The sequence below is a fragment of the Bremerella volcania genome, from assembly GCF_007748115.1.
Taxonomy (GTDB): Bacteria; Planctomycetota; Planctomycetia; order Pirellulales; family Pirellulaceae; genus Bremerella; species Bremerella volcania.
Genome location: NZ_CP036289.1, coordinates 1,352,700 through 1,375,977, shown reverse-complemented (window position 1 = coordinate 1,375,977; position 23,278 = coordinate 1,352,700). Strand labels below are relative to the sequence as shown.

20 protein-coding genes are annotated in these 23,278 nt (G+C 55.4%); 12 read left to right on the top strand and 8 right to left on the bottom strand.

Annotated elements, in window-relative coordinates; all coding sequences use genetic code 11:
• Positions 1 to 46 precede the first annotated feature (46 nt).
• Positions 47 to 325, top strand: a complete 279-nt coding sequence (locus Pan97_RS05470) for a DUF4404 family protein (protein ID WP_165698624.1) — start codon at positions 47 to 49, stop codon at positions 323 to 325.
• A 55-nt stretch (positions 326 to 380) separates the two neighbouring features.
• Here the strand turns inward: Pan97_RS05470 and Pan97_RS05465 are convergent, their stop codons facing one another.
• The 6 genes from Pan97_RS05465 to Pan97_RS05440 all read right to left on the bottom strand — a co-directional run bounded on the left by Pan97_RS05465 (position 381) and on the right by Pan97_RS05440 (position 7,263).
• Complete coding sequence (locus Pan97_RS05465; protein ID WP_144971118.1) at positions 381 to 1,043, bottom strand: hypothetical protein; 663 nt, start codon at positions 1,041 to 1,043, stop codon at positions 381 to 383.
• A gap of 149 nt (positions 1,044 to 1,192) precedes the next feature.
• Positions 1,193 to 1,885, bottom strand: a complete 693-nt coding sequence (locus Pan97_RS05460; RefSeq protein ID WP_144971117.1) for a hypothetical protein — start codon at positions 1,883 to 1,885, stop codon at positions 1,193 to 1,195.
• The gene (locus tag Pan97_RS05455; protein WP_144971116.1) at positions 1,866 to 2,567 is read right to left on the bottom strand and encodes a hypothetical protein; all 702 of its coding nucleotides are present in this window, start codon (positions 2,565 to 2,567) and stop codon (positions 1,866 to 1,868) included. Before Pan97_RS05455 ends, Pan97_RS05460 begins: the two co-directional genes overlap by 20 nt.
• 192 nt (positions 2,568 to 2,759) lie before the next feature.
• Entirely contained in the window at positions 2,760 to 4,013 is a 1,254-nt protein-coding gene (locus tag Pan97_RS05450; protein ID WP_144971115.1) for an outer membrane protein assembly factor BamB family protein, read from the bottom strand.
• A 241-nt stretch (positions 4,014 to 4,254) separates the two neighbouring features.
• Entirely contained in the window at positions 4,255 to 5,271 is a 1,017-nt protein-coding gene (locus Pan97_RS05445) for a YheT family hydrolase (protein WP_165698623.1), read from the bottom strand.
• A 153-nt stretch (positions 5,272 to 5,424) separates the two neighbouring features.
• Entirely contained in the window at positions 5,425 to 7,263 is a 1,839-nt protein-coding gene (locus Pan97_RS05440; RefSeq protein ID WP_144971113.1) for a sigma 54-interacting transcriptional regulator, read from the bottom strand.
• A 340-nt stretch (positions 7,264 to 7,603) separates the two neighbouring features.
• Here Pan97_RS05440 and Pan97_RS05435 point away from each other — a divergent pair, with 340 nt between their 5' ends.
• The 9 genes from Pan97_RS05435 (at position 7,604) to Pan97_RS05395 (ending at position 16,706) form a co-directional block, all read left to right on the top strand.
• Positions 7,604 to 9,733 carry a carboxy terminal-processing peptidase gene (locus Pan97_RS05435; RefSeq protein WP_144971112.1) on the top strand — a complete coding sequence of 710 codons (2,130 nt, stop codon included), beginning with the start codon at positions 7,604 to 7,606 and terminating at the stop codon, positions 9,731 to 9,733.
• Between the two features lie 196 nt (positions 9,734 to 9,929).
• Entirely contained in the window at positions 9,930 to 10,679 is a 750-nt protein-coding gene (locus Pan97_RS05430) for a PIG-L deacetylase family protein (protein WP_196782290.1), read from the top strand.
• A gap of 69 nt (positions 10,680 to 10,748) precedes the next feature.
• Complete coding sequence (locus Pan97_RS05425; protein ID WP_144971111.1) at positions 10,749 to 11,687, top strand: sugar phosphate isomerase family; 939 nt, start codon at positions 10,749 to 10,751, stop codon at positions 11,685 to 11,687.
• On the top strand, positions 11,688 to 12,125 hold the full coding sequence (locus tag Pan97_RS05420) for a hypothetical protein (protein ID WP_144971110.1): 438 nt from the start codon (positions 11,688 to 11,690) through the stop codon (positions 12,123 to 12,125).
• Positions 12,126 to 12,330: 205 nt separating this feature from the next.
• Positions 12,331 to 12,837 (top strand): large conductance mechanosensitive channel protein MscL, encoded by a 507-nt coding sequence (gene mscL, locus Pan97_RS05415; RefSeq protein ID WP_144971109.1) that lies wholly within the window; start codon positions 12,331 to 12,333, stop codon positions 12,835 to 12,837.
• Between the two features lie 37 nt (positions 12,838 to 12,874).
• A complete protein-coding gene (locus Pan97_RS05410; protein WP_144971108.1) occupies positions 12,875 to 13,531 on the top strand; it encodes a hypothetical protein in 657 nt (218 codons plus the stop codon).
• Positions 13,528 to 14,520, top strand: coding sequence for an alpha/beta hydrolase (locus tag Pan97_RS05405; RefSeq protein WP_144971107.1), 993 nt, complete (start codon positions 13,528 to 13,530; stop codon positions 14,518 to 14,520). The genes Pan97_RS05410 and Pan97_RS05405 overlap by 4 nt, the downstream gene beginning before the upstream one ends.
• A gap of 103 nt (positions 14,521 to 14,623) precedes the next feature.
• On the top strand, positions 14,624 to 15,022 hold the full coding sequence (locus tag Pan97_RS05400; RefSeq protein WP_144971106.1) for a GNAT family N-acetyltransferase: 399 nt from the start codon (positions 14,624 to 14,626) through the stop codon (positions 15,020 to 15,022).
• A gap of 556 nt (positions 15,023 to 15,578) precedes the next feature.
• The gene (locus Pan97_RS05395) at positions 15,579 to 16,706 is read left to right on the top strand and encodes an ISAs1 family transposase (protein ID WP_144970136.1); all 1,128 of its coding nucleotides are present in this window, start codon (positions 15,579 to 15,581) and stop codon (positions 16,704 to 16,706) included.
• Between the two features lie 219 nt (positions 16,707 to 16,925).
• Here Pan97_RS05395 and Pan97_RS05390 read toward each other — a convergent pair whose 3' ends face one another.
• Positions 16,926 to 17,648 (bottom strand): hypothetical protein, encoded by a 723-nt coding sequence (locus Pan97_RS05390; protein WP_144971105.1) that lies wholly within the window; start codon positions 17,646 to 17,648, stop codon positions 16,926 to 16,928.
• A 381-nt stretch (positions 17,649 to 18,029) separates the two neighbouring features.
• On the opposite strand from Pan97_RS05390, the gene Pan97_RS05385 reads away from it, so the two are divergent.
• Positions 18,030 to 18,254 carry a hypothetical protein gene (locus Pan97_RS05385; RefSeq protein ID WP_144971104.1) on the top strand — a complete coding sequence of 75 codons (225 nt, stop codon included), beginning with the start codon at positions 18,030 to 18,032 and terminating at the stop codon, positions 18,252 to 18,254.
• On the opposite strand, the gene Pan97_RS05380 is transcribed toward Pan97_RS05385, so the two are convergent.
• Complete coding sequence (locus Pan97_RS05380) at positions 18,255 to 19,088, bottom strand: MBL fold metallo-hydrolase (RefSeq protein WP_144971103.1); 834 nt, start codon at positions 19,086 to 19,088, stop codon at positions 18,255 to 18,257.
• A 444-nt stretch (positions 19,089 to 19,532) separates the two neighbouring features.
• Between Pan97_RS05380 and secA the strand changes: the two genes are divergently transcribed.
• A complete protein-coding gene (gene secA / locus Pan97_RS05375; RefSeq protein ID WP_144971102.1) occupies positions 19,533 to 23,240 on the top strand; it encodes a preprotein translocase subunit SecA in 3,708 nt (1,235 codons plus the stop codon).
• The last annotated feature ends 38 nt before the right edge of the window (positions 23,241 to 23,278 follow it).

The window sequence follows — 23,278 nt, the reverse complement described above, 5'->3', positions numbered from 1 at the left end:
CCCCTGGCCGAACATGGAAAACGGTGTAACGAAGAACCAGGCTATCATGCAAGACAAACTAGCCGAGCTACGCGAAACGCTTGTCGAACTGCAGCGCGAACTACGCGAAGTGGACCAACTGGATGCCGATACCAAGTCGCGTCTGGAAGGGGTCATGGAATCGATTAACGACGCCCTGCATCGCGAGGACACCGAAGCCCTGTCGCACCCTTCGTTGCGAGAAACGATCAACGAGCGGAATGAGCAGTTGGAAGACAACACCTATCCGTCTCTTACGCGCATTCTGAACAATCTGGCCGATATCCTGGGCAACAGCGGGCTGTAAGCTCACGGGTCGCCCCGAGCAGTTAAGCAGCAGCCCGTTTTGTTTCAGACGTTCTTTACATGCCAAATGGATTGCCTGAGTCGGAGGTCGACTCGGGCATTTCCGGATGGTCGACCAGAAAGTACGTATGGTACAGCACCGCGTACGTGGCACTGAGCCAGATGAGCGCGGGGATGATGCCTACGCCACAGAGCAGCAGCCCACCCAGACCAATCAGGACCGACATCGCCATCAACGCGAATAAGGTCCCTTCGCGGCCGTCGGTCATGTGCCAGCTCTCCTTCATCGCTTCGATCATTCCCATCTTGCGATCGACGATCAAATACTCGACGAACGAAAACTTTACGATCAAGTAAAGTCCCGGCACAATCAACAATAGCAGTCCCAGCCCGACGAGAATCGTCTGCACGACGCCTGCTCCGACCGCGTGCAGATAGTTTCGCGAGAAAGCGCCAAAGATATCGCTCAACTCGAAGTGCTCACTGCGAGCCGCTTTCAAAAAGACCCACGTCAGCCCCATCGAAATGGGAGTCGCGACGAAGATTTCGTATCCCTGCGAGATCATCCACAGACCTGCCGGAACGTCGTCTCCCGCTGACGAAGCGATGTTTTCCAAATGATCGGCCGGAATGCGGATGAACATACAAACCAGCGAGAATCCCAAAAACGGCCAAAACCAGCGGGCCATCAAATCCCACCCTACTTTGAGCGCGTCCATGCAAGTGCCATCGCACACCATCCCGGTGCTGCTACTTAGCGTGGTTGGCGTTCTGGCAACCTCCGATTGCGGGGACGCGAACGGATTGTTGGACTGGGGATCGCTAGAGAAATCGTTTGTCAATCGACTGAGCTTTCAAAACAATGGTGCTAAACTTCAGGGACACTCGGCTTCGATTCGCCGTCATTTTCGGTGGGCTTCGGCTTGGCATAGTCTGCATCAATGCCCTCGGGAACACCAGAGAAACCGCTCGAAAAACTGGTATTCTGCCCAGACGGGGCGTCCGAATTCGGATCGGCACCGGGGCGAGTTTCTTGCGAGAACTCGACCTGTTTAAGACTGAGCGTAGGACGAGTCACGCCGACGATCATCAAGATTGCCCCGAGGAGTGCGCAGAAGATGCCCGGAGCACCGTTGACCCAGTTGAGGGACAACTTTCCAACCGTTCCCTGAAATCCAAATGGCGTAACGAACCCAATCGCGAATAGGATGACGCCGATCACGATCAAGAAGAATCCACCGATCGAGGCTATCGCAATTTGAACGTTGATCGTGCGGATCTGTGCGGCGCCGTATTCCAGGCCGGTAACGAACTCCAACGAAAACCTTTGCCGCTGGGGATCCGCGCTATCGATATCTTCAATCACGCTGTCAATCAGCTTTTCGGTAAACACGGGGGTACGCGTCAAAGGACCGATAATGCCGACGATCATATACAGAAGCACGAGAACCAACAGGCCTACGCAACCTAAGAATGCATAACCGACGACCCTCTTTGACAGAAGCTCTTCCGCAGGTCGTTCTGGTGCTGGATCGGCCAGATCAGTTGAGGGGTCGGGCAACGTTATACACCTCACCTGCATTGGTCGTATCGATCGAAAACTTGAAGTCGTCAGGAACGGACAATGTGAATAACCTTGTTTCGTAAACCAACACCATCTTGGTGATCGTCACGCCATTAGGCCCCTCATGCTCTTCCGCAACTGCCTTGGCCACGGTCTCTTCGACTTCTTCCGTCGTGCCTGGCTGCTGCCCTTGTACATCGGCTTTGCCTTGATTGTCTCGTACGACTTCCCAGCGGTAGGCCGCTCTTACATCGCGGTTCTCGTTATACCGATATGCCATATCCCACGGATTCAGGAGCTTTACATTTAAGAAATATTTAACCGAAGAATCCTGAATCTTTGGTGTTCGGATATAGATCGCGAACGTTTGGTCGTTCTTCGTCGGAGTGAAAAAGACGTTGGTCCGCTGAATCTCTAAACCGGGACCAATCCCTGATTTGGTGCAAATCACAACGGCTTCACAAGGCGTATCCTTCAGATTTTTGGCCCGTGCGAGAAAGTGAATCCTGTGATGATCCGTGCGTGGCTGAAGCGCGACGTGGCTGTTTGTAGCAGGAGACTTTGCGATCGTAAGCTCGGCAGCTGCTTGAGCGAGGACTTCCGAAGCTTGAAAAAAAGAGCCCAGAACGAAAGCCAAAACGAGGAGTAATTTCGCAATGCATCCAGTCATATCTGCCACGATCGATCGAGAGTTGTCGTTGCCACCGCACATCTTGAGCGATTGAGGTAGTCGACGTTATATCAGCCTAATACCTCGCCTTCAATAAAAAATACGCATGGCAACCAGCACTTTGTTGCCATGCGTATTCATCAAATTATCAGTTTCGTGCCGAGATCAACCGCCTCTCACCGGCTAATCGTGAACCAGCGACTACTTCCCGCCCAACGACGTCAAGTGCGAATACGTACGCAGGTACATCACGCCGTCGGATATCGAAGGCGTCGATTCGCTTCCTTCGCCGAGGTTGGTTTCGCCGAGAACTTCCAGGTTGGTATCGGCAGAGACCACCATCAGGTTCCCTTCTTCCGAGATACAGAACAAGCGGTTGCCAACGCGAATGGGCGAGCCGTAGTAATTGCCGCCGATGCGTTTCTGGCCGAGTACCTTTCCGGTCTTCGCATCCAGGCAGCTGACGATGCCCTTGTCGTACCAGACGAAGACTTTGTCGTCGAAGGTGACCGGCGTTGGCACATAACTGGCCTGGCGAGAGAGACGCCACGCCAGTTTCGGCTGACCACCATTGGGGTCAACCGCACTCACGGTGTTGCCACCACCCCCTGAGCCGCTGGACCCGAGAATCAAGTCGCCTGCGATGACGGGGGACGAAACGCTTCGCATGTTGAAGACCTGTTCGGCCCATAGCTGCTCGCCCGTTTCCGGATCGTGCGCGGCGATGCCATGGGCGCTGCTGTTGGCGATCAGTACCTTCCTGCCGTCTTTCATTTCATAAACACAGGGAACCGAGTAGGCCGCGACGTCGCTATCACGCGTGGTTTCCCACAGTTTCTCGCCCGTCTTCCGATCGAACGCGATCAGGCGGCTGTTGCCGATCGGCCGATCTTTAAGCTTGCGTTCGTCTCCTAACTGCATCAGGGAAATGATCACCTTGTCTTCGAAGATCATCGGCGACGTTCCAAAGCCGTGCTGGCTGACCCAAGGCCCCAGGTCGACGCGCCACGAAGGTTCGCCGTCGTGATTCAGAGCCACCAGTTGCGTGTGATCGTCATCGGCCCACGCGACGTAGACATGAACTTCGTCCACGGCAGGGCTGCACGAAGCGTAGCTGCTCTTGGTATGCAGATGACTGGCCCCGGCGGCGAATTCTTTTTGCCAGATAGTTTTGCCTGACTGCGTATCGAGACACAGCACATACCGCAAACCGGTATCAGGGTCGGCGCTCATCAGAAAGATACGGTTACCCCAAATCGTCGGTGACGAGTGCCCGATGCCTGGCAGTTGGACCTTCCAGTTGAAATCTTGCGGGGTCGGAGCGGAAGGGATATTCGCGTCCGCGGCAATGCCACTGCCATTGGGTCCGCGAAAACGGGTCCACTCTTGCGCATGTGCGGAAGAAGCAATGACGCTTGTCAAAACGACGGTGAGCAGGAAGCGATATGTCGACATGGTGATCTACCGAATAGAAAAAGGCAGGCTTGCAGGAAGGAGCAATCGTCTTCGATGGTAATCGGTTTTTCGGGCAGTTTCCACGGAGGAAGGGACGGTTTGCCAGGTAAATCGCCGGAAAGCCACGTCCGAGAGATTGATTTGGCCGACAAGACGGGATCGCTGAGACGATTACGGCCGCTTAAAACGATGATCTGGCAGTATTCAGGTCGATCGTCGAATCCTTCTGCATGGAAGGATATCAGCCGGCATCGGAAGAGAGTTCTTCCTGAGACGACGTCTTGCAGTCGTCCAAGCTGGCGATCCACTGCACGACGCGGTGATCCATCCAGCGGCGATCGGGTACGATGCTCTTGGAGGTGATGAAACCTAAGTGACCGCCGCCACGGGTGACTTCCAGTTCGACACTGCCGCTGCGCGGGTGCTTCTCGAAGATCTCAACCGGGATGACGCTATCGTCATCGGCCGTCAGAATGAGCCCCGGGATGTGGATGTTGGGCAGTACCGGGGCCGCGCTGGCCTTAGCGTAGTAATCTTCCGCCGATTCGAAGCCGCACTGCGGCGCGGTGAAGATCGAGTCGAACTCGATGATGCGGCCGGGCTTCTCGGTGAAGCGGAAACCGTCGTAGAAGTTCTCGTCCTTGGCCAGACGACCTTCCACCAGGTTCACCAGCCGCCGCGAGAAGTCCCAGTCGTAGACGCGATTGAAGCCGCGATTCATGTTCCGGCAGCAATAAGCCAGGTCGATCGGCGGCGCGACGGCCATCACACTGTCGGTCCCACCGATGCGTCCGCTACCCATCTCGCCGGCCAGCTTTAAAACGATGTTGGCTCCCATGCTGAAGCCGCACAGTGTGAGTGGCGAACCAAGGCATAGGGCGCTGATCGTTTCGACGCAGTGGGCGATGTCGTCGCTGCAGCCGGCGTGGAATGGACGCTTGGCGAGGTGATGCCCTGCTCCGCATCCTCGCAGGTCGACCCGGAAGGTGCGGATGCCCAGCGAATTCAACTTGTGGGCGATACGGACAAGGTAACCGCTGCTATGGCAACCACCAAGTCCGTGAATCATCAGGACGGTACGATCCCCTGGTTTCCACTGTTTCGGGCAATCATCGTGCAGGACAACTTGGTCGCCGTCTTCAAAAAGCACCAGATGCTGCCGCGCGTTGTATGGAATGTTGTGCCCATACCAGTAGGCACCCAGTATGGTCTGCGCATGGGAATTCCGCAGTAGTGGATGAGGCTTAAAAGGCCTCACCGAGGTCAGAACGTAAGGAGATCGGGCCAACATCGTTCAGCTACAGGGGATTACCCTGTCATCCATGCATTTCGTCTTGATTGGAGCCTGTTTCAACACCTTATTTCGGCTGCGATTGTGATCTCGCACTCGAAAACGGTTTTGAAACCGGCTCTAGCGCTGAATTTGGTATTCTTCGATCTTGCGATACAGGGTCGCACGGCTCGTACCGAGTAATTTTACGGCTTCTGGGATGCTCCCTCCAGTTCTTGAGAGGGCTTCTTCAATCAATTTCTTTTCCCAGAAGTCAAACCTTAACGACTCTGGCTCGTTCAGACCAGCGTCTCGTAAGCCTAAATCATGGGGTTGTATCGACTCGCCATCCGCCAAAACGACGCTGCTATCGATCACGTTTCGAAGCTGCCTGACATTACCCGGCCAGTTATAGTCGGCCAGTTTCTGTTGGGCACTGTCCGAAAGGGTAAGCAGTGGTCGCCCATGCGTCTTGCGGAAGTGCTCCAAAAAATGCTCGGCCAGAAGAATTATGTCCTTCCCGCGATCTCGAAGCGGAGGTATGTATAACTCAAATACACTCAGGCGGTAATAGAGATCTTCCCGAAATCGTTTCTCACGAACGAATTCCGCCAAATCTCGGTTGGTCGCCGCGATCACGCGAACATCGACACTCACTTCCTTAGTGGCCCCTAAGGGAAGGAATGGGTGCCCTTCTAAGATTCTCAGCAGCTTGGCCTGGCCATCGAGCGTCAGTTCCCCGACTTCGTCTAAAAACAAAGTCCCCGTGTCGGCTTGCTGAAAAAAACCAATATGGTCGGAGTCGGCCCCGGTGAACGCACCCTTCTTGTGACCGAACAATTGGCTCTCGATCAGGTTCTCAGGCAGTGCCGCGCAGTTGACGCTGAGCATCGGTCGATCGGCTCGGTTGGACGCCTTGTGCAGGGCCCTGGCAACCAGTTCTTTACCGCTGCCACTTTCACCCCGGACCAGCACGCAGCCGCCTGCTTTCGAGATGCGTGCGATCTTCTGCTTCAGTTCGCCCATCGCGGGGCTTTCGCCGATCAGTTCGTCGAACGCCGCCGATTTGTCGACTAATTGCTGGTAGCTTGCCTGAAGCTGCGTCACTTTCCAGGCCCGCAGCAGGGCGATAGTCAGGATATTTCCGACCGAAATTGCAAAATCGAGTTCGTTATGCCAGAAACGTTCCTGCTTGCGGTACAGATGCAGGGCTCCGAAGGCCTTCTTCTTATGAATCAGCGGTACGCAGATCGCGTCGGCGAAGTGGGTCAGCTTTTTGCTGGTATCTCCTTGGGCCTCGTTGGCGATCCAGACGGCGTTCCCTTTCTGGGTGACGATCTCGGTCAGGGCCTCGCTCAAAGGAGCTGGGCCTTCGGTGTCTTCCGGAAAAACGCGTTTGGCCCGTAACTGTCCATCGTCGCTGAGCCACAAAAAACCAACCACGACCGCTTTGGTTTGCTCTTTTACCATCTCCAACGTGACTTGAATGATGGTGTTGGGGTCTTCCTCGCCGAGGAGCCGAATCGCGAACTGGTGCAGCAGGAGCAGCCGCTGGGCTTGCTGGTAGTCCTTAAGTTCCTTAAGTGCTATCAGGTTCGTGTCTTGCGGATTGACCGGCATATTGCGGACGATCGTCTGCGTGATGCTCGGTGGAAGCTCGTCGTGCGAAGTGGGGGGCTGGGCGCTGTGATTAAAGCTGAATTCCGTATCGCCAATTTTCAGGCGGCACCCATCTTTCAGTTCTGCTTCGTCGATCGGCTGATCGTCGAGAAAACTACCATTACGGCTCTCGCGATCTTTCACGAACCACTTGCCGTTTCGCAGAAATATGGCCGCATGCACCCGCGAACAGAGGGGGTCGGTCAGGGTTACATCGCATTCCAGACCTCGCCCGATGAGGTTGTCTCGCGAGTCGTCTAAGGGAAAATTCTTCCCCGGACCGTTGCCGGATATCGTCTTAAGGTAGCTATAAATTGCCATTAGTTCGGCCGAAATTCCCCCTGGGTTCCCTCAATATTGGCAAGCATCTTGGGTGGTCCGCGTTAAAGTCAGCACTTGTCTTATCTTACGGAATTTACGCTTCGACCTGCCAGTCGGGTCATGAAAATCGTCCAGGAAAAGATGGAATTGCTTTGCACGCGAACCAACTTTCGTGAGTTCCCCTACGTATCGATAGAGGCTCGCTGATCCGACCAGGTTGCAAGCATTCGCCTTGAGTCGAGTTGCCGACCTAGATAGGATTACACGTGCCCTTCCTGCATACCCCCAAATCTGCTATTCGCTACATATTCACGCACACATCTTGCGATAAGGATTCATCATGGCAAACGTTCGAGGGAATTGGACTAACTTGCGCCATCCCATTTTCTTTCTATTTACGGTCGTCGCTACGTTCGCGACACTCGTCGTCGCGTCGTTGCTTCCCAAGAATGCCCCTGCTCAGGGCCCCCTTGCCGGCCAAGACCGACATCTTCCTGAGCGACACATCTCGCGAATGGTCTCTCGGCTGTTGCTTCGCGATCACCTTTCGACCGCTCCGCTGGACGATACGATCTCGCAACGGGCGTTCGACAAGTTCCTGAAATTCTGGGACCCACTCAAACTGTACTTCACAGAAGCCGACGTCGCCGAATTTGCGGCTAATCGCAACCTGCTGGACGACCAGGTCCGTAGCGGCAACACCGAGTTCGCTCACAAGGTCTTCGAGCGTTTCATTCAGCGAACGCTGGAACGCGTGCAGACGGTGGACGACCTTTTGGCCAACCACGAATTTAACTTCGAAGAAGACGAAGTCTTCGTCACCGATGGCGATAAGGTCAATTACCCAGCCAATGCGGCGGAAGCGACCGATCGTTGGCGTAAGCGTCTGAAGTACGACCTGCTCACTCAGCTGGCCGACGGTAAGACCCTGGAAGAAGCCAAAGAGCGGATCGGTAAACGCTACCACAGCTATGCACGCCGCATCGGCCAAACCAGCGAAGACGAACTGCTGGAAGTCTTCCTGACGTCGGTGACCTCCGCCTACGATCCACACACCACCTACATGTCGCCAGGCACGCTTGAGAATTTCAATATTCAAATGCGTCTGAACCTGGAAGGCATTGGTGCTGCCCTGATGTCGGAAGATGGATACTGCAAGGTTTCCAAAGTGATTCCAGGCGGTGCCGCCGATAAGCACGGTAAAAAGAACCCTGAAGAGAAACTGGAAGCCGGCGACTTCATCGTCAGTGTCGGCCAAGGCACCGATGGCGAAATGGTCGACGTGGTCGACATGAAGCTGAACGACGTCGTCGACATGATCCGCGGCAAGGCCAACACGGTCGTTCGCCTGGGCGTCAAGAAGAAGGGTAAAGGCGAAACCAAGATCTTCGACGTTACCCGTGCCAAGGTCGAACTGAAAGACAGCGAAGCCCGCGGCGAAGTCGTCGAGCAAACGACCGCGGACGGACGCAAGATGAAGATCGGCTGGATCGACCTGCCGTCGTTCTACCTGGACATGGAAGCCGCTCGCTCAGGCAACCCAAATGTCAAGCGCAGCACGATCGACGTGGCTCGCCTTTTAGCGGACTTCCGCCAGAAGGGGGTCGAAGCCGTGGTGCTCGACCTGCGTCGTAACGGCGGTGGTAGCTTGACCGAAGCGATCGACCTGACCGGTTTGTTCATCGATCAAGGTCCCGTCGTTCAGGTGAAGGACGCCGACAACAACGTCCATCCTTACGAGGACATGAACCGCGGCATGCTGTGGGAAGGCCCCCTGGTCGTGCTCACCAGCAAGATGAGTGCGAGTGCCAGCGAGATTCTGGCCGGTGCCATCCAGGACTACGGCCGCGGGATCGTCGTCGGCGACGAGCAGACCCACGGCAAAGGTACCGTTCAGACGCTGCTGGACCTGGGCCGCGAAGAGTTGATGGGTGCCAACCCCGTCAATCCTCCGTCGCTGGGTGCCTTAAAGATCACGCTGCAAAAGTTCTATCGCCCCAGCGGCAAGAGCACGCAGCTCAAGGGGGTTGAAGCCGACGTCGCCTTGCCGGCTCTGACCGCCAACATGGACATCGCCGAAGGGGACCTCGACTACCCGGTTCCGTTCGACACCGTTCAGACGACCCGTTACCCGGTGAGCAACGCCAATGCGGCACCCCTGGTGGCGGAACTGAATCGTCTGTCGGGGCAGCGAGTTCAATCGTCCGAAGGCTTCACGAAGCTGAACAAGATGATCGAAACCTACCTCGAACAGAAGGACAAGAAGCAGGTCGATCTCAACAAGCAGAAGTTCATGGCCGAGTACGAAGCCCTGAGCGAACGCGAAAAGGAAATCGAAAGCCTGGTTGGCGAAACGGATGACGACCCGAACGAAGTCGTCGAACGCGATTACTACTTCGACGAAGTGATCAACATCACCAAGGACTACGTTCGCCTGCTGGAACAACAAAAGGTCGCCTCGAACAACTAAGTTCGCTTGGCGATGGAAACGATAACCAATGAAAAGGGTCTGCTTCGGCAGGCCCTTTTTTTGTGGTCAGATGAAAAGCTATTGGCGTTGCCATTTTTTCTTCGTCAAACGTCCACTCATCTGGTAAACTTTGCACGCACCCTCCCCTGCCCCACCTACCTGACCACCACTTGCCCTCTTCCATCGGGAGCGATCCTTGAGCGATCAGGCGAACGTTGTTCTGTGTTTCATGGCCCATCCGGACGACGCGGAGATTCTGTGTGGAGGCGTCCTCATTCGCCTCGCGGAGTTGGGCTGGGACGTGCATATCGCCACGACGGCCGCCGGCGACTGCGGTTCCGAAAAACTGCCTCGCACAGAAATCGCCGCGATTCGCAAGAATGAAGGGATCGCCGCGGCCCAGTTGATTGGCGGCACGTATCACACGCTGGCCGAGCCCGACGTGAACGTCGTGTTCGACAAGTCGACCAACCGCAAGGCGATCGATCTGTTTCGGCAGATTTGTCCGACGCTGGTCATCACGCACCCGCGCGAGGATTACATGCTCGATCACGAGCAAACGCATCTGCTGGCTCGTAGTGCGGCGTTCAGCTTCCCGATCCCCAACGCTTCCAGCCTACCGCTGGCACCCGGTACGCATATTCCGCATCTGTATTACGCCGATCCGATCGAAGGCATCAACCCGTATACTGGCGAGCCGGTCACGCCAACGATTACCATTGACGTCAGTCGTGAAATCGAGAAGAAGGCCCAGATGCTGGCCTGCCATGCTTCGCAGCGCGAGTGGCTCCAGGCTCATCACGGCATGGACGAATACCTGGAAGCGATGAAGCGGCACAGTGCCCAGCGTGGCACGCTCATCGGAACCGACTACGCCGAATCGTTTCGCCAGCATTTGGGTCACGCGTTTCCCCAGAACGATTTACTTGCCGAGCTGCTCCCCTGATTGCGTACCCAGTGCGAATGATTGCGTACCCAGTGCGAACCTCCCTCCTAGACGCAAGGACAACTCAGAATGGCCCGACCGATTAGCAAAGTGGCACCGCAGTGGTGGGACTACACAACCCTGGACGAAGAACTGTTGGCCGATGCCGCCAGGCTGACGCCCGACGATCTGCTTCAGCTTTCCCGTCCTGGCTTCGAGGTACGCATTTTCGACACGTTGGAAGAGCTGTACTGCGCCGAAGCGTTGGAATACATCGAAGCCTGGCAGCAGAGTACGCCCGACAATCCGTGCGGTATCTGCGGCCCCATCGGCCCGACCGAGCAGTTGCCTCTGGTTGCCCGCATGGTGAACGCGCTGGGCATCGACCTAAAGAAGCTGGACGCGCATTTCTGGGGCATGGACGAATGGGTCGATGCGGACGACAACCCGGTGCCGGTCGAGTTTCCCCTTTCCTTCGCCAAGGCCGACAAAGACCTGTGCTTCGATCGGATCGATCCGAAGTACTCGATGCAGACCGCCAATCTGCACTTCCCCACCGGCGACCTGGAGGCATACTCGAAGTCGTACGACGAGATCCGCTGCCTGGTCATGCAAGGGGGCCAAGGCGAAGTCAAACACTGGGCCTTCAACGATCCACCCAAGCGCGAAGGAGATTACGTCGACGCTCCGCCCCCTCCGGAAGTTTATCGAGAACTGGGTACCCGCGTGACCGATCTGCATCCCATGACGGTCATTCAAAACGCACGCACCAGCGGCGGTGGTTACGTGCCGATGGTTCCTACCCGGGCATGCACTGTTGGGCCGAAGGAGACCTGGAAAGCCGAACGCGTGTCGATCTGGCACCCCGGCCATCACGATAACCCCTTCGGCATGCGACTTTCCGCCCTGATGATCAGCAAAGGGATTGCCGACACGAGCGTTCCGATGTCGCTTTTGGCCGATCATCCGAGCGTGACCTTCAGTTATTATCGCGGCGGTATTGGGACCGTGGAAACGGAAATGCATTAGATGTCCACCGAGGTTGAAGCCACCACGCCTGGCAGTGAAGACGAATATCACTTGGATCTGCTGGGCACGTTTCATTGGATCCTCGCGGGCCTTGTCGCCGTGGCAGGGCTCTTTCCCATCTTTCATGTGTTGTTTGGCTTCATCGCGATCGTGGCCAGTCTCGTCGGTGAGGCGGTCGAGCCCGAGGCTCGCGGGTTGGGTGTGCTGATGGGTTTCCTGTTCATGGCGATCGGCAGCGCGATCATGGTCACGTTTTGGGTGATCGCGTATTGTCTTTACTTGAGCGGCAGCTATCTCAAGGCGCACAAGAATCACACGTTTTGCATGGTGATGGCGGTGATTATCTGCTTTTCTTTTCCCCTGGGAACGGCCCTGGGGGTATTCACCATCCTGGTGCTTATTCGACCAAGCGTTCGGCAGTTGTTCGGGGTGGCCTGACCGCCAGCTACCCCACAGCGGCCTGCGAATCAGGGTGATTGAAGTTCCAGACTAGGCTGATCGCTCGCCATCACGTCGTTTGCTCTTTCAGCGAGGGGGAATGCCCCCGACTTGTTGCTTGACAGCAAGATCCGATCGCATAATGGCATGAGAGTTGCACCTTAGCAACGCACAACAACCACACGCTGAGATAGGAATGCGCACCATGAGCATCATTGGCGACTTCAAGAAGTTTGCGCTTCGGGGCAATCTGATCGACATGGCCGTCGGTTTTACCGTCGGGGCTGCCTTCACGTCGGTGGCGAAGTCGCTGGTGAGCGACATCATCATGCCGCCACTCGGGTTTCTACTGGGGAAAAGTGACTTCTCGGACTTGTTCATCGTGCTGAACGCCCCCGATCCCGAGAAGACGTACACGACGCTGGCTCAGGCGCAGGAAGCTGGCCTCACGACGATCAACTATGGGATGTTCATCAACAACATCATTTCGTTTTTGTTGGTGGCGCTCGCAATGTTCATGATCATCCGCTTGATCAACCAACTCGACAAGCGGCTCGAGGATACCTTCGGCGGCGACAAACCTCAGCCTGGCGATCCCGAAAACAAGAAGTGCCCTTACTGCCTATCGACCATTCCCTATCGCGCGACGCGATGTGCTCACTGCACGGCGGAACTGCCTGCGACCGAGCAGCAACCTAGTACTAACGGTTAACATCCACTCACCCATTTTTTGACTTCAACATAGGACCATGGCTCCCATCAAGATTTTCAACACAACCCCGGCAACGTATGGCGAAGACTACGAGCGCGGCTGGATTGGTTTCAATCACGCCGGCAGTTGGTTCTCGAAAGGGATCGCCCAGGTACAGCAGTGGCGACAAGTCTCGGACGTGACGGTCTCGCACGTATTCGTGGTGACCGGCGAGGACGAGTGCGTGGAAGCCGCGTACCCCAAGGGGGTCGTTCGCTCGAAGCTGAGCGAAGAGTACTGGCCCAAGGATGATCGTTACGTCATCTTTCGGAAACCGAAAGGTTTGACGCCAGAGCTTGCCGATCGGATCGCCGAAGCGGCGGAGGCCCAACTGGGAACGCAGTTCGATTATCACACCACCGCGAACCTCGCGTTACAAAAGAACTTCTTCGGCTGGATCATCAACTGGATCACCTCCGACGAAGCGAACCGGGCCGTCGACTCGCTGGTGGAAGACGACAGCCGGTGGCTTTGCAGCGCCTTGGGTGCGTACTGTTTGAAGTCGCAGCCAGAGTTTGACGAAATTGGCATCCTCACGCAGCAGCCTGGCATGATTACGCCTCAGGAGTTGTTCGAGTCGGACGAAATCTTTGAGCCAGTGCAGCGCACCGACGGAAGCCAGGCTCCCGTCAAGAATGTTAGCGAAGGATCATGAACGGAATCTGGTATACGCTGCCCTTGATAATGATTGCCCTGATCGGGTGCGTTTTGGGGCTGCGTGTTCTCGTTCGCAAACTACTCAGCGGAACGTACAAGGCCGGCGAGGTCGTCGATCCGTATCGTCCCAGGAACTTCGCGATCCCAGATCCGATCAAGGTCGAGTTCGAGGGTGAAAAGCATACGATCTTACGTGGGCGATTCTGGAAGGGAGAAAGCGACAAGGCCATCATTGTCGTGCATGGCATCGATGGCCCATCGATTGAAATGCTGCCGCACGTGTCGTACTTGTACCGTGCTGGGTACAGCGTCCTTTTGTACGACAACCGCGGACGAGGGAACAGCGACGGTGGCTTCTCGACGCTCGGGTTTCTCGAATGGCGCGACGTGCTGCACGCAATCCATTGGGTCCGAGGCCAGCCGGGGATTGCCGCCCACAAGATCGGTCTGCATGGTCTTTCCCTGGGGGCTGCCTGCGTGATCATGGCTGCCGCTAAAGATCACCAAATCCGTGGCGTGCTGGCCGAAAGCCCGTTCGTTTCGATGCCGATCATGCTGACCCACGTGGCCAATAAGATGACACGCCTACCGAAGTTTCTCATCGGCGAGTTGGTGCGTGTGCTTCTCGATTGGTCTCTGGAAACGAAGCTTCGCCTGGTCGAACCTCATACGGCCGTCAAGAATATCGCGCCGCGGCCACTCTACATCATCGACGCCGAGGAGGATCAACTCTTTCCGATTGATACCGCCCAAACCGTCTACGATGCCGCCGACGAGCCGAAACGATTCTGGAAAGTACGCGGCGCCGCCCATGCCAACTGCTGGCATGTGATGCCGGAAGAGTACGAACAGCGAGCCCTCGATTTCTGGGCAGACGTATTTTCAGGTAAGCCATTAGCTCGTAATCCCACGCAAGCCTCCGCCAAAGAACCAGAAAACTACGAAGAGAGTACGACCCCTGCGAACAATTCAACCGCTTCCTCTTAAGGTTCAAGCAAGCTTGCCGTTGACTAACTATGATGAACCGTTGGCAGGCCTCTGTGTCCTTGCCTGCGGTTTTTCTTTTTTGGGCACCCTGCTGATAGCGTCAATGATCGAGTACCAAGTCGAGCCGAATCTTTCTGTTGATGAATATCTGGACGTTCTAATCCGTTCGCAGTTGGCCGAGCGTCGTCCGGTCGACGATCGCGAGAAACTGACCAAGATGGTCCGCAACGCCGACATCCTTTGCACGGCTCGCAGTGAAGGTATGCTAATAGGAATTGCCCGCAGCATGACCGACTTCGCCCACGCGACCTACCTGGCCGACCTGGCCGTAGATGAAGCGTTCCAGAAACAAGGGATCGGCCGAGAACTGATCGCCCGCACGCATCAGGCAGCCGGCAAGCACACAATCCTGCTTTTACTGGCGGCACCCAAGGCGGCCAGTTATTATCCGCACGTGGGGATGGAGAAGCATGACTCTTGTTGGATTATTCCGCGGGAATGACAATTGCGAAATCTATTATCACTTGATTTGAGCAACAAAAGCCCCGAACCAAGTGTCTACGAATCGATCAAAAAATAATGGCTCATTACAATCGTTTCTGACCTTGATTCGGTATGTGAAGGGTTTTCAAAGCAAAATACTACGCGACAATTCGTTCTGACTACTTGCTAAGAATTAAGAATGAGGAGGGGTAATATGTCGCCTGATTCAACTCCAAATGACGACCCTAATTTGACAGAGCAAGACTTAGACACAAATGACGATGATTGCCAGTCGCCCGCGAACGTTGTTCGTCCACAATCAGTTGAAAAGAGTGCAGATCTGGGCAGTCTTAACGACTAGTCGATTACATCAAAACAACCACTTCTAATTCGACATTATCCGGATCAAAGAAAATGGCTGACAGCAATAACAATAGCCCATCCGAGTCGCCGAGTAGTTCCCCCACGGCGATTGCGCCATGATGGGTTATCTGCGACACTGAGGCAATGGCGGTCAGGCGATTTTGTGACGGAGGTTGTCGCGGCCTGATCCGGTGTTCTCAGGTGCCTTTCTCATGTCGTCACGTTCGCCTGTTTCCCTTCAAGAGTGCTTTGCCGATCTGACCGATCCGCGGACTCGCAAGGTGACTTATCCGTTAACGAATATCGTGACCATCGCGCTGTGTGCGGTGATGAGTGGGGCGGATGATTTTGTGGCTATCGCCGACTGGGCCGAGATGAAGAAGGAGTGGCTGGGTAAGTTCCTTGATTTGAGTTCCGGCATCCCTTCGCACGATCGCTTTAATGCGATCTTGGCTTCGCTGAATCCGGCTGAGTTTGAGAAGTGTTTGCTGACTTGGATCACCGCCTTACACGAAATCACCGACGGGCAGATCATCGCGATTGACGGCAAGACGCTGCGGCGGAGTTTCGACAAGGCCAGCAGCAAGGCGGCCATTCACATGGTCAGTGCCTGGGCGACTGCCAATCATGTGAGTCTCGGCCAGGTAGTAACCGACGCGAAGAGCAACGAGATCACCGCCATTCCCAAACTGCTTGAAATCGTCGAGGTTTCCGGCAGTTTAGTGACGATTGACGCTCAAGGTTGCCAACAGGACATCGCTCAGAAGATCGTCGACCAGGGAGCCGATTATTGCCTGGCCGTGAAGCGCAATCAGCCGACCCTCCACGATTCGATCGAAGATTTTTTTGTCGCGCAGCAGGAAAGCAATTTCAAGCGAGCCAAAGTACACCGTCACGAAACGCACGAGAAAGGGCATGGTCGCGAGGAGTCGCGTTCCTATTATATCTGCCCTGTGAACGACGAGATCATCACACGAGATCGTTGGTCGAACTTGAGGGCGATCGGGATGACGATCAATATCGTGAAGCAAGGCGGGAACGAGACGAGCGAGGTGCGATACTATATCCTGAGCAAGTACCTTTCCGGCAAGCGTTTCGCCGAGGCCGTTCGCGGTCATTGGGGCATTGAAAACAGCCTGCACTGGCAACTGGACGTGACGTTCGGTGAAGATCAATCTCGCATCCGCAAAGGGCACGCCGACGCCAACTTTAGCCTGCTACGAAGGACGAGCCTGAGCCTGCTGAAGAACAACAAGACAGCCAAGGTCGGCGTGAAGAACAAACGATTAAAATGCGGCTGGGGCGATGACTACCGCATGGAAGTCCTGCTGGGACGGTGAGTTATGGTGCAATCGCCGTGGTAGTTCCCCAGAGTCACCCAAGGAGCCAACTGTAAACTCACAGAAGAACTCAGACGACTCTCCACAGAATTCCGTTCGCCCTCAAACATTTCAGTTCAGCCAAGACTTCGATATCGATGAATAGCTTACCACCATCAACATTTATGGCATCTACATAACTTGAACTGAAGTGTTTTCGCATTCATGCTCACTTTTCTATCAGCGCGCGGGAATTCCAGTGCCAAACGCCCAATGCCAAATAACTTCTAAACCAATCACAACCAGAGGGAGCAGCAGGGAGCAGACCGCAAGCATATAGAAGTTTATTGCAACTCGAACAAAACGTGCCTTCATCTCAGTTCGGATGCGTAGGCCGGCACATGTCAAATGCCATTGCATTGCGAAATAGACTTCCGACGGCAACAGCGATCCATCCCCCTCTGCATCAGACTTCTCATCGTAATAATTAGCATATTTAAAAGCGCCATCGATCGTCGGCGGCAACTTGCTTTGGGTTGGACGCCTTGCCCGAACAGCCACGGCCATGGCAAAAATCGCGCATCCGATCGGAATCAGAGCTGATATCACTACTGGAGCACTAAAACTACCTTGGCTCGCCGTGAATAAGATCCCTCCAGTTATCAACGATGCTCCTCCACCAAGGTAGCGTATTATTGAATCGGCCTTAGAATCAAGTTGCTCATCAACTCTGTTCAATTGCTGATACATATCTTTCGCATATTGAACTACCCACGTATAGCGCGTAGTCGAGTGCTCAACGGGTATGCGGAACTCAGTTAACGATTTCTCGGCAGCAACATGATCATCGTGTTGATCAATCGAATCGTCGTATATAAATTGACGAAGAGCCAAATCCGCTAACAGGTTTGCCTTAACCCAGCGAAAGAACCTATCGGCCTCGCTTCGGCAAACCGTACTCATATTTCGCATCGTTACCAATCCCAGGCAGAACAGTCAAGCATTCGCCTAAATATCGTTAAAAACAAACGATTGCCAGAACGCGAGGTGCTATGCTACTAATCAATCCGCCTCAAAACGCAAGCATAAGATGTTGTACTCTCGCAGAATTCTTTCCACAATTGTGTCATCAATGGTCACCTAGGAGGGGCTTACATGGATCAAGATAATTCTAACGATGCGAAAAGTCAGACATCGGAAGAAAATTCAAAGCAACCGGAAATCTTGCGTGCGGAACAACCACCGTCTGAACTAGTTCGACCGCAGATCATTCATAACACGGGTCATGATAAGAAGCCCTAAGAACAGTGCTTGCCCCGCTAGCCTATCGATGGAGCGAAAAAGATGTCTTCTAAAGAGAACCACAACGGCGACGAATCCTCAAATGAGGACAAGCCATCCAACAGCCCCAACGAAGCATGTGCTGACAATGAACAAGATATTCCACCTGCCTTTTTAATTCGTCCTCAGTCGATGCAGTGTGGAGACGATCTTGGTGGAATCGTCTCGCCTGAAATGAGTCTTCCCCCAGAAGATTTGCTAAACTTCAAAAAACGATTCCTTCCCTAGCTACGTCAGCGGCAACTCCAGCCCATCGTAGGCCAGTTCCATCCCATCCGGCAGCGACGCGTTGGTTTGCTCATGCTCCAGCTTACAAGCAATGTGCGTGAAGTAAGTCTGTTTGGCACCCACCTTTTTCGCCACCTCGACGGCCTCTTCCAGAGAAAAGTGGGTCGGATGAGGTTCTGGCCGTAGGGCATCCAGGACCAGCACGTCCAGTCCTTCCAGCTTCCCCCAGCTTTCGTCAGGGATGTGATTCACATCGGTGCAGTAGGCAACGTTGCCGACGCGAAAGCCCAGGACTTCAAAGCGGGGCCCGTGCTGCAGGCGGATCGGCGTGACCGTTGCTCCGAGCACTTCGAACGGATCCAGTCCGATCAGTTTCATGTCTAATGCCGGCCGAGAGCCGACATGGGTTTGGACCTCGGTGCTGAACGCGTAGTCGTACACCTTGCGAATCTTGGCGTCGACGTTGGGTTCGCAGTAGATCGGAACGGCGTGGCCGATGTAGAACTGAAAGAGCCGGATGTCGTCCAATCCGAACAGATGATCGGCGTGGCTATGCGTGAATGCCACGGCATGGATGATGCCGATTCCATTGGCCAGCAGCTGCGTCCGCAAGTCAGGCGGAGTATCGATCAGCAGGTTCCCCTCCGGCAGGCCGAAGATGACGCTGCACCGCGTTCGCTTGTTCTTGGGATTGGTGCTTTGGCAGACGCCGCAGCCACAGCCCACCACCGGCACCCCCATTGAGGTACCTGTCCCCAGAAAAAGAAGCTTCCCGCGAATGTCCCGCGAGACGATATTCTTCTTCGCTGGCTTGGGCGGGGGGGACTGGCTCATTCTTCCTCTTTCTGGTCTCTTTTTCCTGGCCTGAGAATCGCAAATGGGGAGAGCCGATGCAACCCCCGCCAGACGAGCGAAACCACCTCGCGCGTAACCTCTTGGCAGGAAAACGCTTCTAACAGGCGGAAGCGAGCCACAAGCGTTATCTTGCGGCAACCATCGACTTACCTTGCTGGCTGACTGGTCCTAACATCGTGAGAATCTTCACGGAATCTACGCTAGCTGGGCAAGGGAAACGGTGCCGGTATCGAATACCATGATAGCGGAGTCGGCGATCGGTGCATGCTCAATCGCGGTTGACCCCCTTGAGTAATCCCTATAATCTACGAGATGGGAAGGGTTTGCGCGCACGCTTAAGTTGTGGCGGTGTCTACAAATAAGGTCTTGTTTCGCCGCAACTAGTGCTTTTGATACGCCCCTGCCCCCAGGTGATATTCAGCGATGGAGAAACTGGAACAGATTTGGGAAAAGATCAGCCTCTTTTTTGGCGGTCTTTTAAGCGGCTTTGAACGACTGATCACGTCGATGTTCGGTTCGTCTAACGCTCGCTATATCAAGAAGTTACAGGGGCTCGTTGATGCAATCAACGAGCTGGAATCGAAGTACGAAGCGTTTTCCGACGAAGAACTTCGCGACCAGACCCGTCTCTTCAAGCAACGGCTTGCCTCCGGCGAAACGCTGGACGACATATTGGTCGAGGCCTTTGCCGTCGGCCGCGAAGCGGGCAAACGCTATCTCGGCATGCGGCATTACGACGTCCAGCTGATCGGTGGCATCGTTTTGCATCGCGGTAACGTGGCCGAAATGGTGACCGGTGAAGGGAAAACCCTGGTGGCCACGCTGCCGGCCTACCTCAATGCGCTTGAGGGCAAAGGGGTGTACGTGATCACGGTGAACGATTACCTCGCTCGCCGTGACATGGAGTGGATGGCTCCGCTCTATCGTGGACTCGGCCTGACCGTGAACGCGATCCAGAACGACATGTCGGTTCGCGATCGCCAACAGGCCTACAGCTGCGACATCACCTACGGTACGAATAACGAGTTCGGCTTCGACTACCTGCGCGACAACATGCGCCCCGCCGCCCGCGGTGATAGCCGTTTCCCGAAAGAATATCAGCAGTCGCAAGGCCGTCTGCATTACGCGATCATCGACGAAGTCGACAACATTCTGATCGACGAAGCCCGGACCCCGCTGATCATCAGCGGCCCGGCCAACATGAGCAAAGAGAAGTACGGCGATGCCGACAAGATCGCTCGCACGCTGAAGAAAGACGTGCACTTCGTCGTCAACGAAAAAGACCGCACTACCAACCTGACCGAAGAAGGGGTGCGCGAAGCGGAACGCCTGGCTGGCGTGGAAAGCTTCTACACCTCGGGCAACATGGAATGGCCCCACCTGATCGACAACGCGCTGCGGGCCCATTACCTGTACCAGTTGGACGTCGATTACGTGGTGGAAGACGGCAAGATCGTGATCATCGACGTTCACACCGGCCGTAAGATGGAAGGGCGTCAGTGGAGCGACGGCATGCACCAGGCCGTCGAGGCGAAGGAAGGGGTCAAGATCAAGGAAGAGACCCAAACCTTGGCAACCGTCACGCTGCAGAACTTCTTCAAACTGTTCGACAAGCTGGCGGGAATGACCGGTACGGCCATGACCGAAGCGGGCGAACTTTGGAAGATCTACAAGCTGGACGTGATCGCCATTCCAACCAATCGGCCCATGCAGCGCATCATGTACACCGACGTGATCTTCATGACCGAAAACGAAAAGTACGAAGCGGTCGCCGACGAAATCGAACGCACCGTCAAATGGGACGTCGTCACGTTCAAAAACGGTGACGAGATGTGGGGCGAGATCCTCAAGGAGAACGAAGACTCGATCGAAATCCACCCCAAGGGTCAGAAGCAACCCACGAAGATCGAACGCGGCAAGATCAAGGCCATCCAGTACAAAGGCCGGCCGGTGCTGGTCGGTACGGTCAGTATTGAAAAGAGTGAACGTCTGTCGCGGCTGCTCGACAAACGCGGCATCAAGCACGATTTGCTCAATGCCAAGCAGCACAAGCGCGAAGCCGACATCGTAGCCCAGGCAGGCCGCATCGGCGCCGTAACCATCGCCACCAACATGGCTGGTCGTGGTACCGACATTATCATGGGTGGTAACCCCGAAACGATGGCCTGGGCTCAGCTGCAGCACAAATACCCCACGCGCTTGGACGTCCCACAAGACGAATGGGATCAGCTGGTCCAAGAGATCGAGCAGCGCGAGCAAATGAAGGTGATGGGCAAGAAGGTCAAGGAACTGGGCGGCCTGCACGTGATCGGTACCGAGCGTCACGAGTCACGCCGTATCGACCTTCAGCTTCGTGGTCGTTGTGGTCGTCAAGGCGATCCCGGTAGTTCGCGGTTCTTCCTCTCGTTGGAAGACGACCTGATGCGAATCTACTTCGGCGACTGGGCTCGCAACTTCATCCAACGAATGCCAGCCGCCATGCGGCCGCAACCAGGCGACGCGATCGAAAGCAAAATGATCATGCGTCGTATCGAAGGTGCCCAGAAGAAGCGTGAAGAACAGAACTTCGAGGCTCGTAAGAACCTGCTCGAATACGACGAAGTGATGGACGAGCAACGAAAGCGCGTCTACGGCTTCCGCCAGCAAATCCTGGAAGGTGGCGACAGCCGCGACCTGATCATGGACATGGTCCGCGAGCAGATCGAATACCACGTGCAGATGTTCTTGGAAAAGGACTTCGGCGTGGAAACGTTCGCCAAATGGGCCGGCAGCGAACTATCGTGCGAGTTGAACACGCGCGATCTTCGCGGCTTGGACTTCCCCGCGGCCGAAACGTATGCCAAGGACATGGCCGAGCGTGCCGCAGCGTCGAACATCATGGCTTCGATCGACGAGAACCTGCCGGACAGCGAAGACGAATCCGAATGGAACTGGGGCGCCATGGCCCGCTTCGCCAACAGCATGTGGAAGCTGAACCTGAACGACCGCGAGTTGCGTAAGGTCGGCCGCGATCAGGTCGACGAGTTCCTGATTACCAAGGCCCGCGAGTCGATCGAAAAGATCGACCTGAGCGATGGCGAAAAATTCCTTGAGAAAGACTTCGGGCTCAACACGCTGAATCACTGGTGCAAGTACAAGTTCGGCTTCAACGTCGACGTCGAGAAGCTGCAAGATAAGTCAGCCAAGGCCGTGATCGACCTGGTGCATGAAAAGGCGATCCAGGTCTACGACCAGAAGGAAGCCGAGTATCCGGTCCTCACCGGACTGTATCGCTTCAGCGACAAGAGCGGCGGTCATGCTCGCTTGAACCGCGACGGCCTTCTGGAATGGGCTGCCAACCGCTTTGAATCGCCGCTGAATCCGGAAGAATTCAAGAGCAAGCAGCGAGAAGAGATTCAGCAGATGCTGATCCCGCTGAGCGAGAAGCACAAGAAGATTGCCCTCGAGAAGATGAAGGCGGTCCACGACAAGGTCGAGCAGCTATACGAGGACAACTCGGAAACCCAGACCCTGTCGGTCATCAGCGGCGGCAACGGCCAGATGGGATCGCTCAACGCCTGGATCCAGCAGAACATCGAAACGGAAATTCCAGAAGCGGAGCTGGAACAATTCGATAAAGCCCAGCTGGAAGCACGCCTGATCCGTGAAGTTTACGAGCGTTATCGCCCGGAAATGACCCGCATGGAACGCAGCGTTCTGCTGGAATTGATCGACAATGCCTGGAAAGATCACCTCCTGGCGATGGATCACCTCCGCAGTGCGGTCAGCTTTGTTGGCTACGCCCAGGTCGACTCCAAAGTCGAGTTCAAGCGTGAAGGGATGCGAATCTTCGAACAGATGTGGCGTAGCGTCGGCGAACGCGTGACCGATCTGGTTTACAAGATCGAGAACCTGAACGAAGAGTTCGTCAGCTCGACCTGGAAGGAATCGGAAGCACGTCACGACTCCGCTTCCAGCATGACCGACATGGCTCGCCAGCAGGAACAAGCCATCAACAACTCGCAGGGAGACACCGAGGTCACCGCACCGATTCGTAACGTCGGCGAGAAAATCCGCCGCAACGATCCGTGCCCCTGCGGCAGCGGCAAGAAGTACAAGGCCTGCTGCATGAAGCAGGAACAAGCGAACTAAACTCGCCAGCTTTCCTCGCGCCGCCGGGCGCGAGGAAG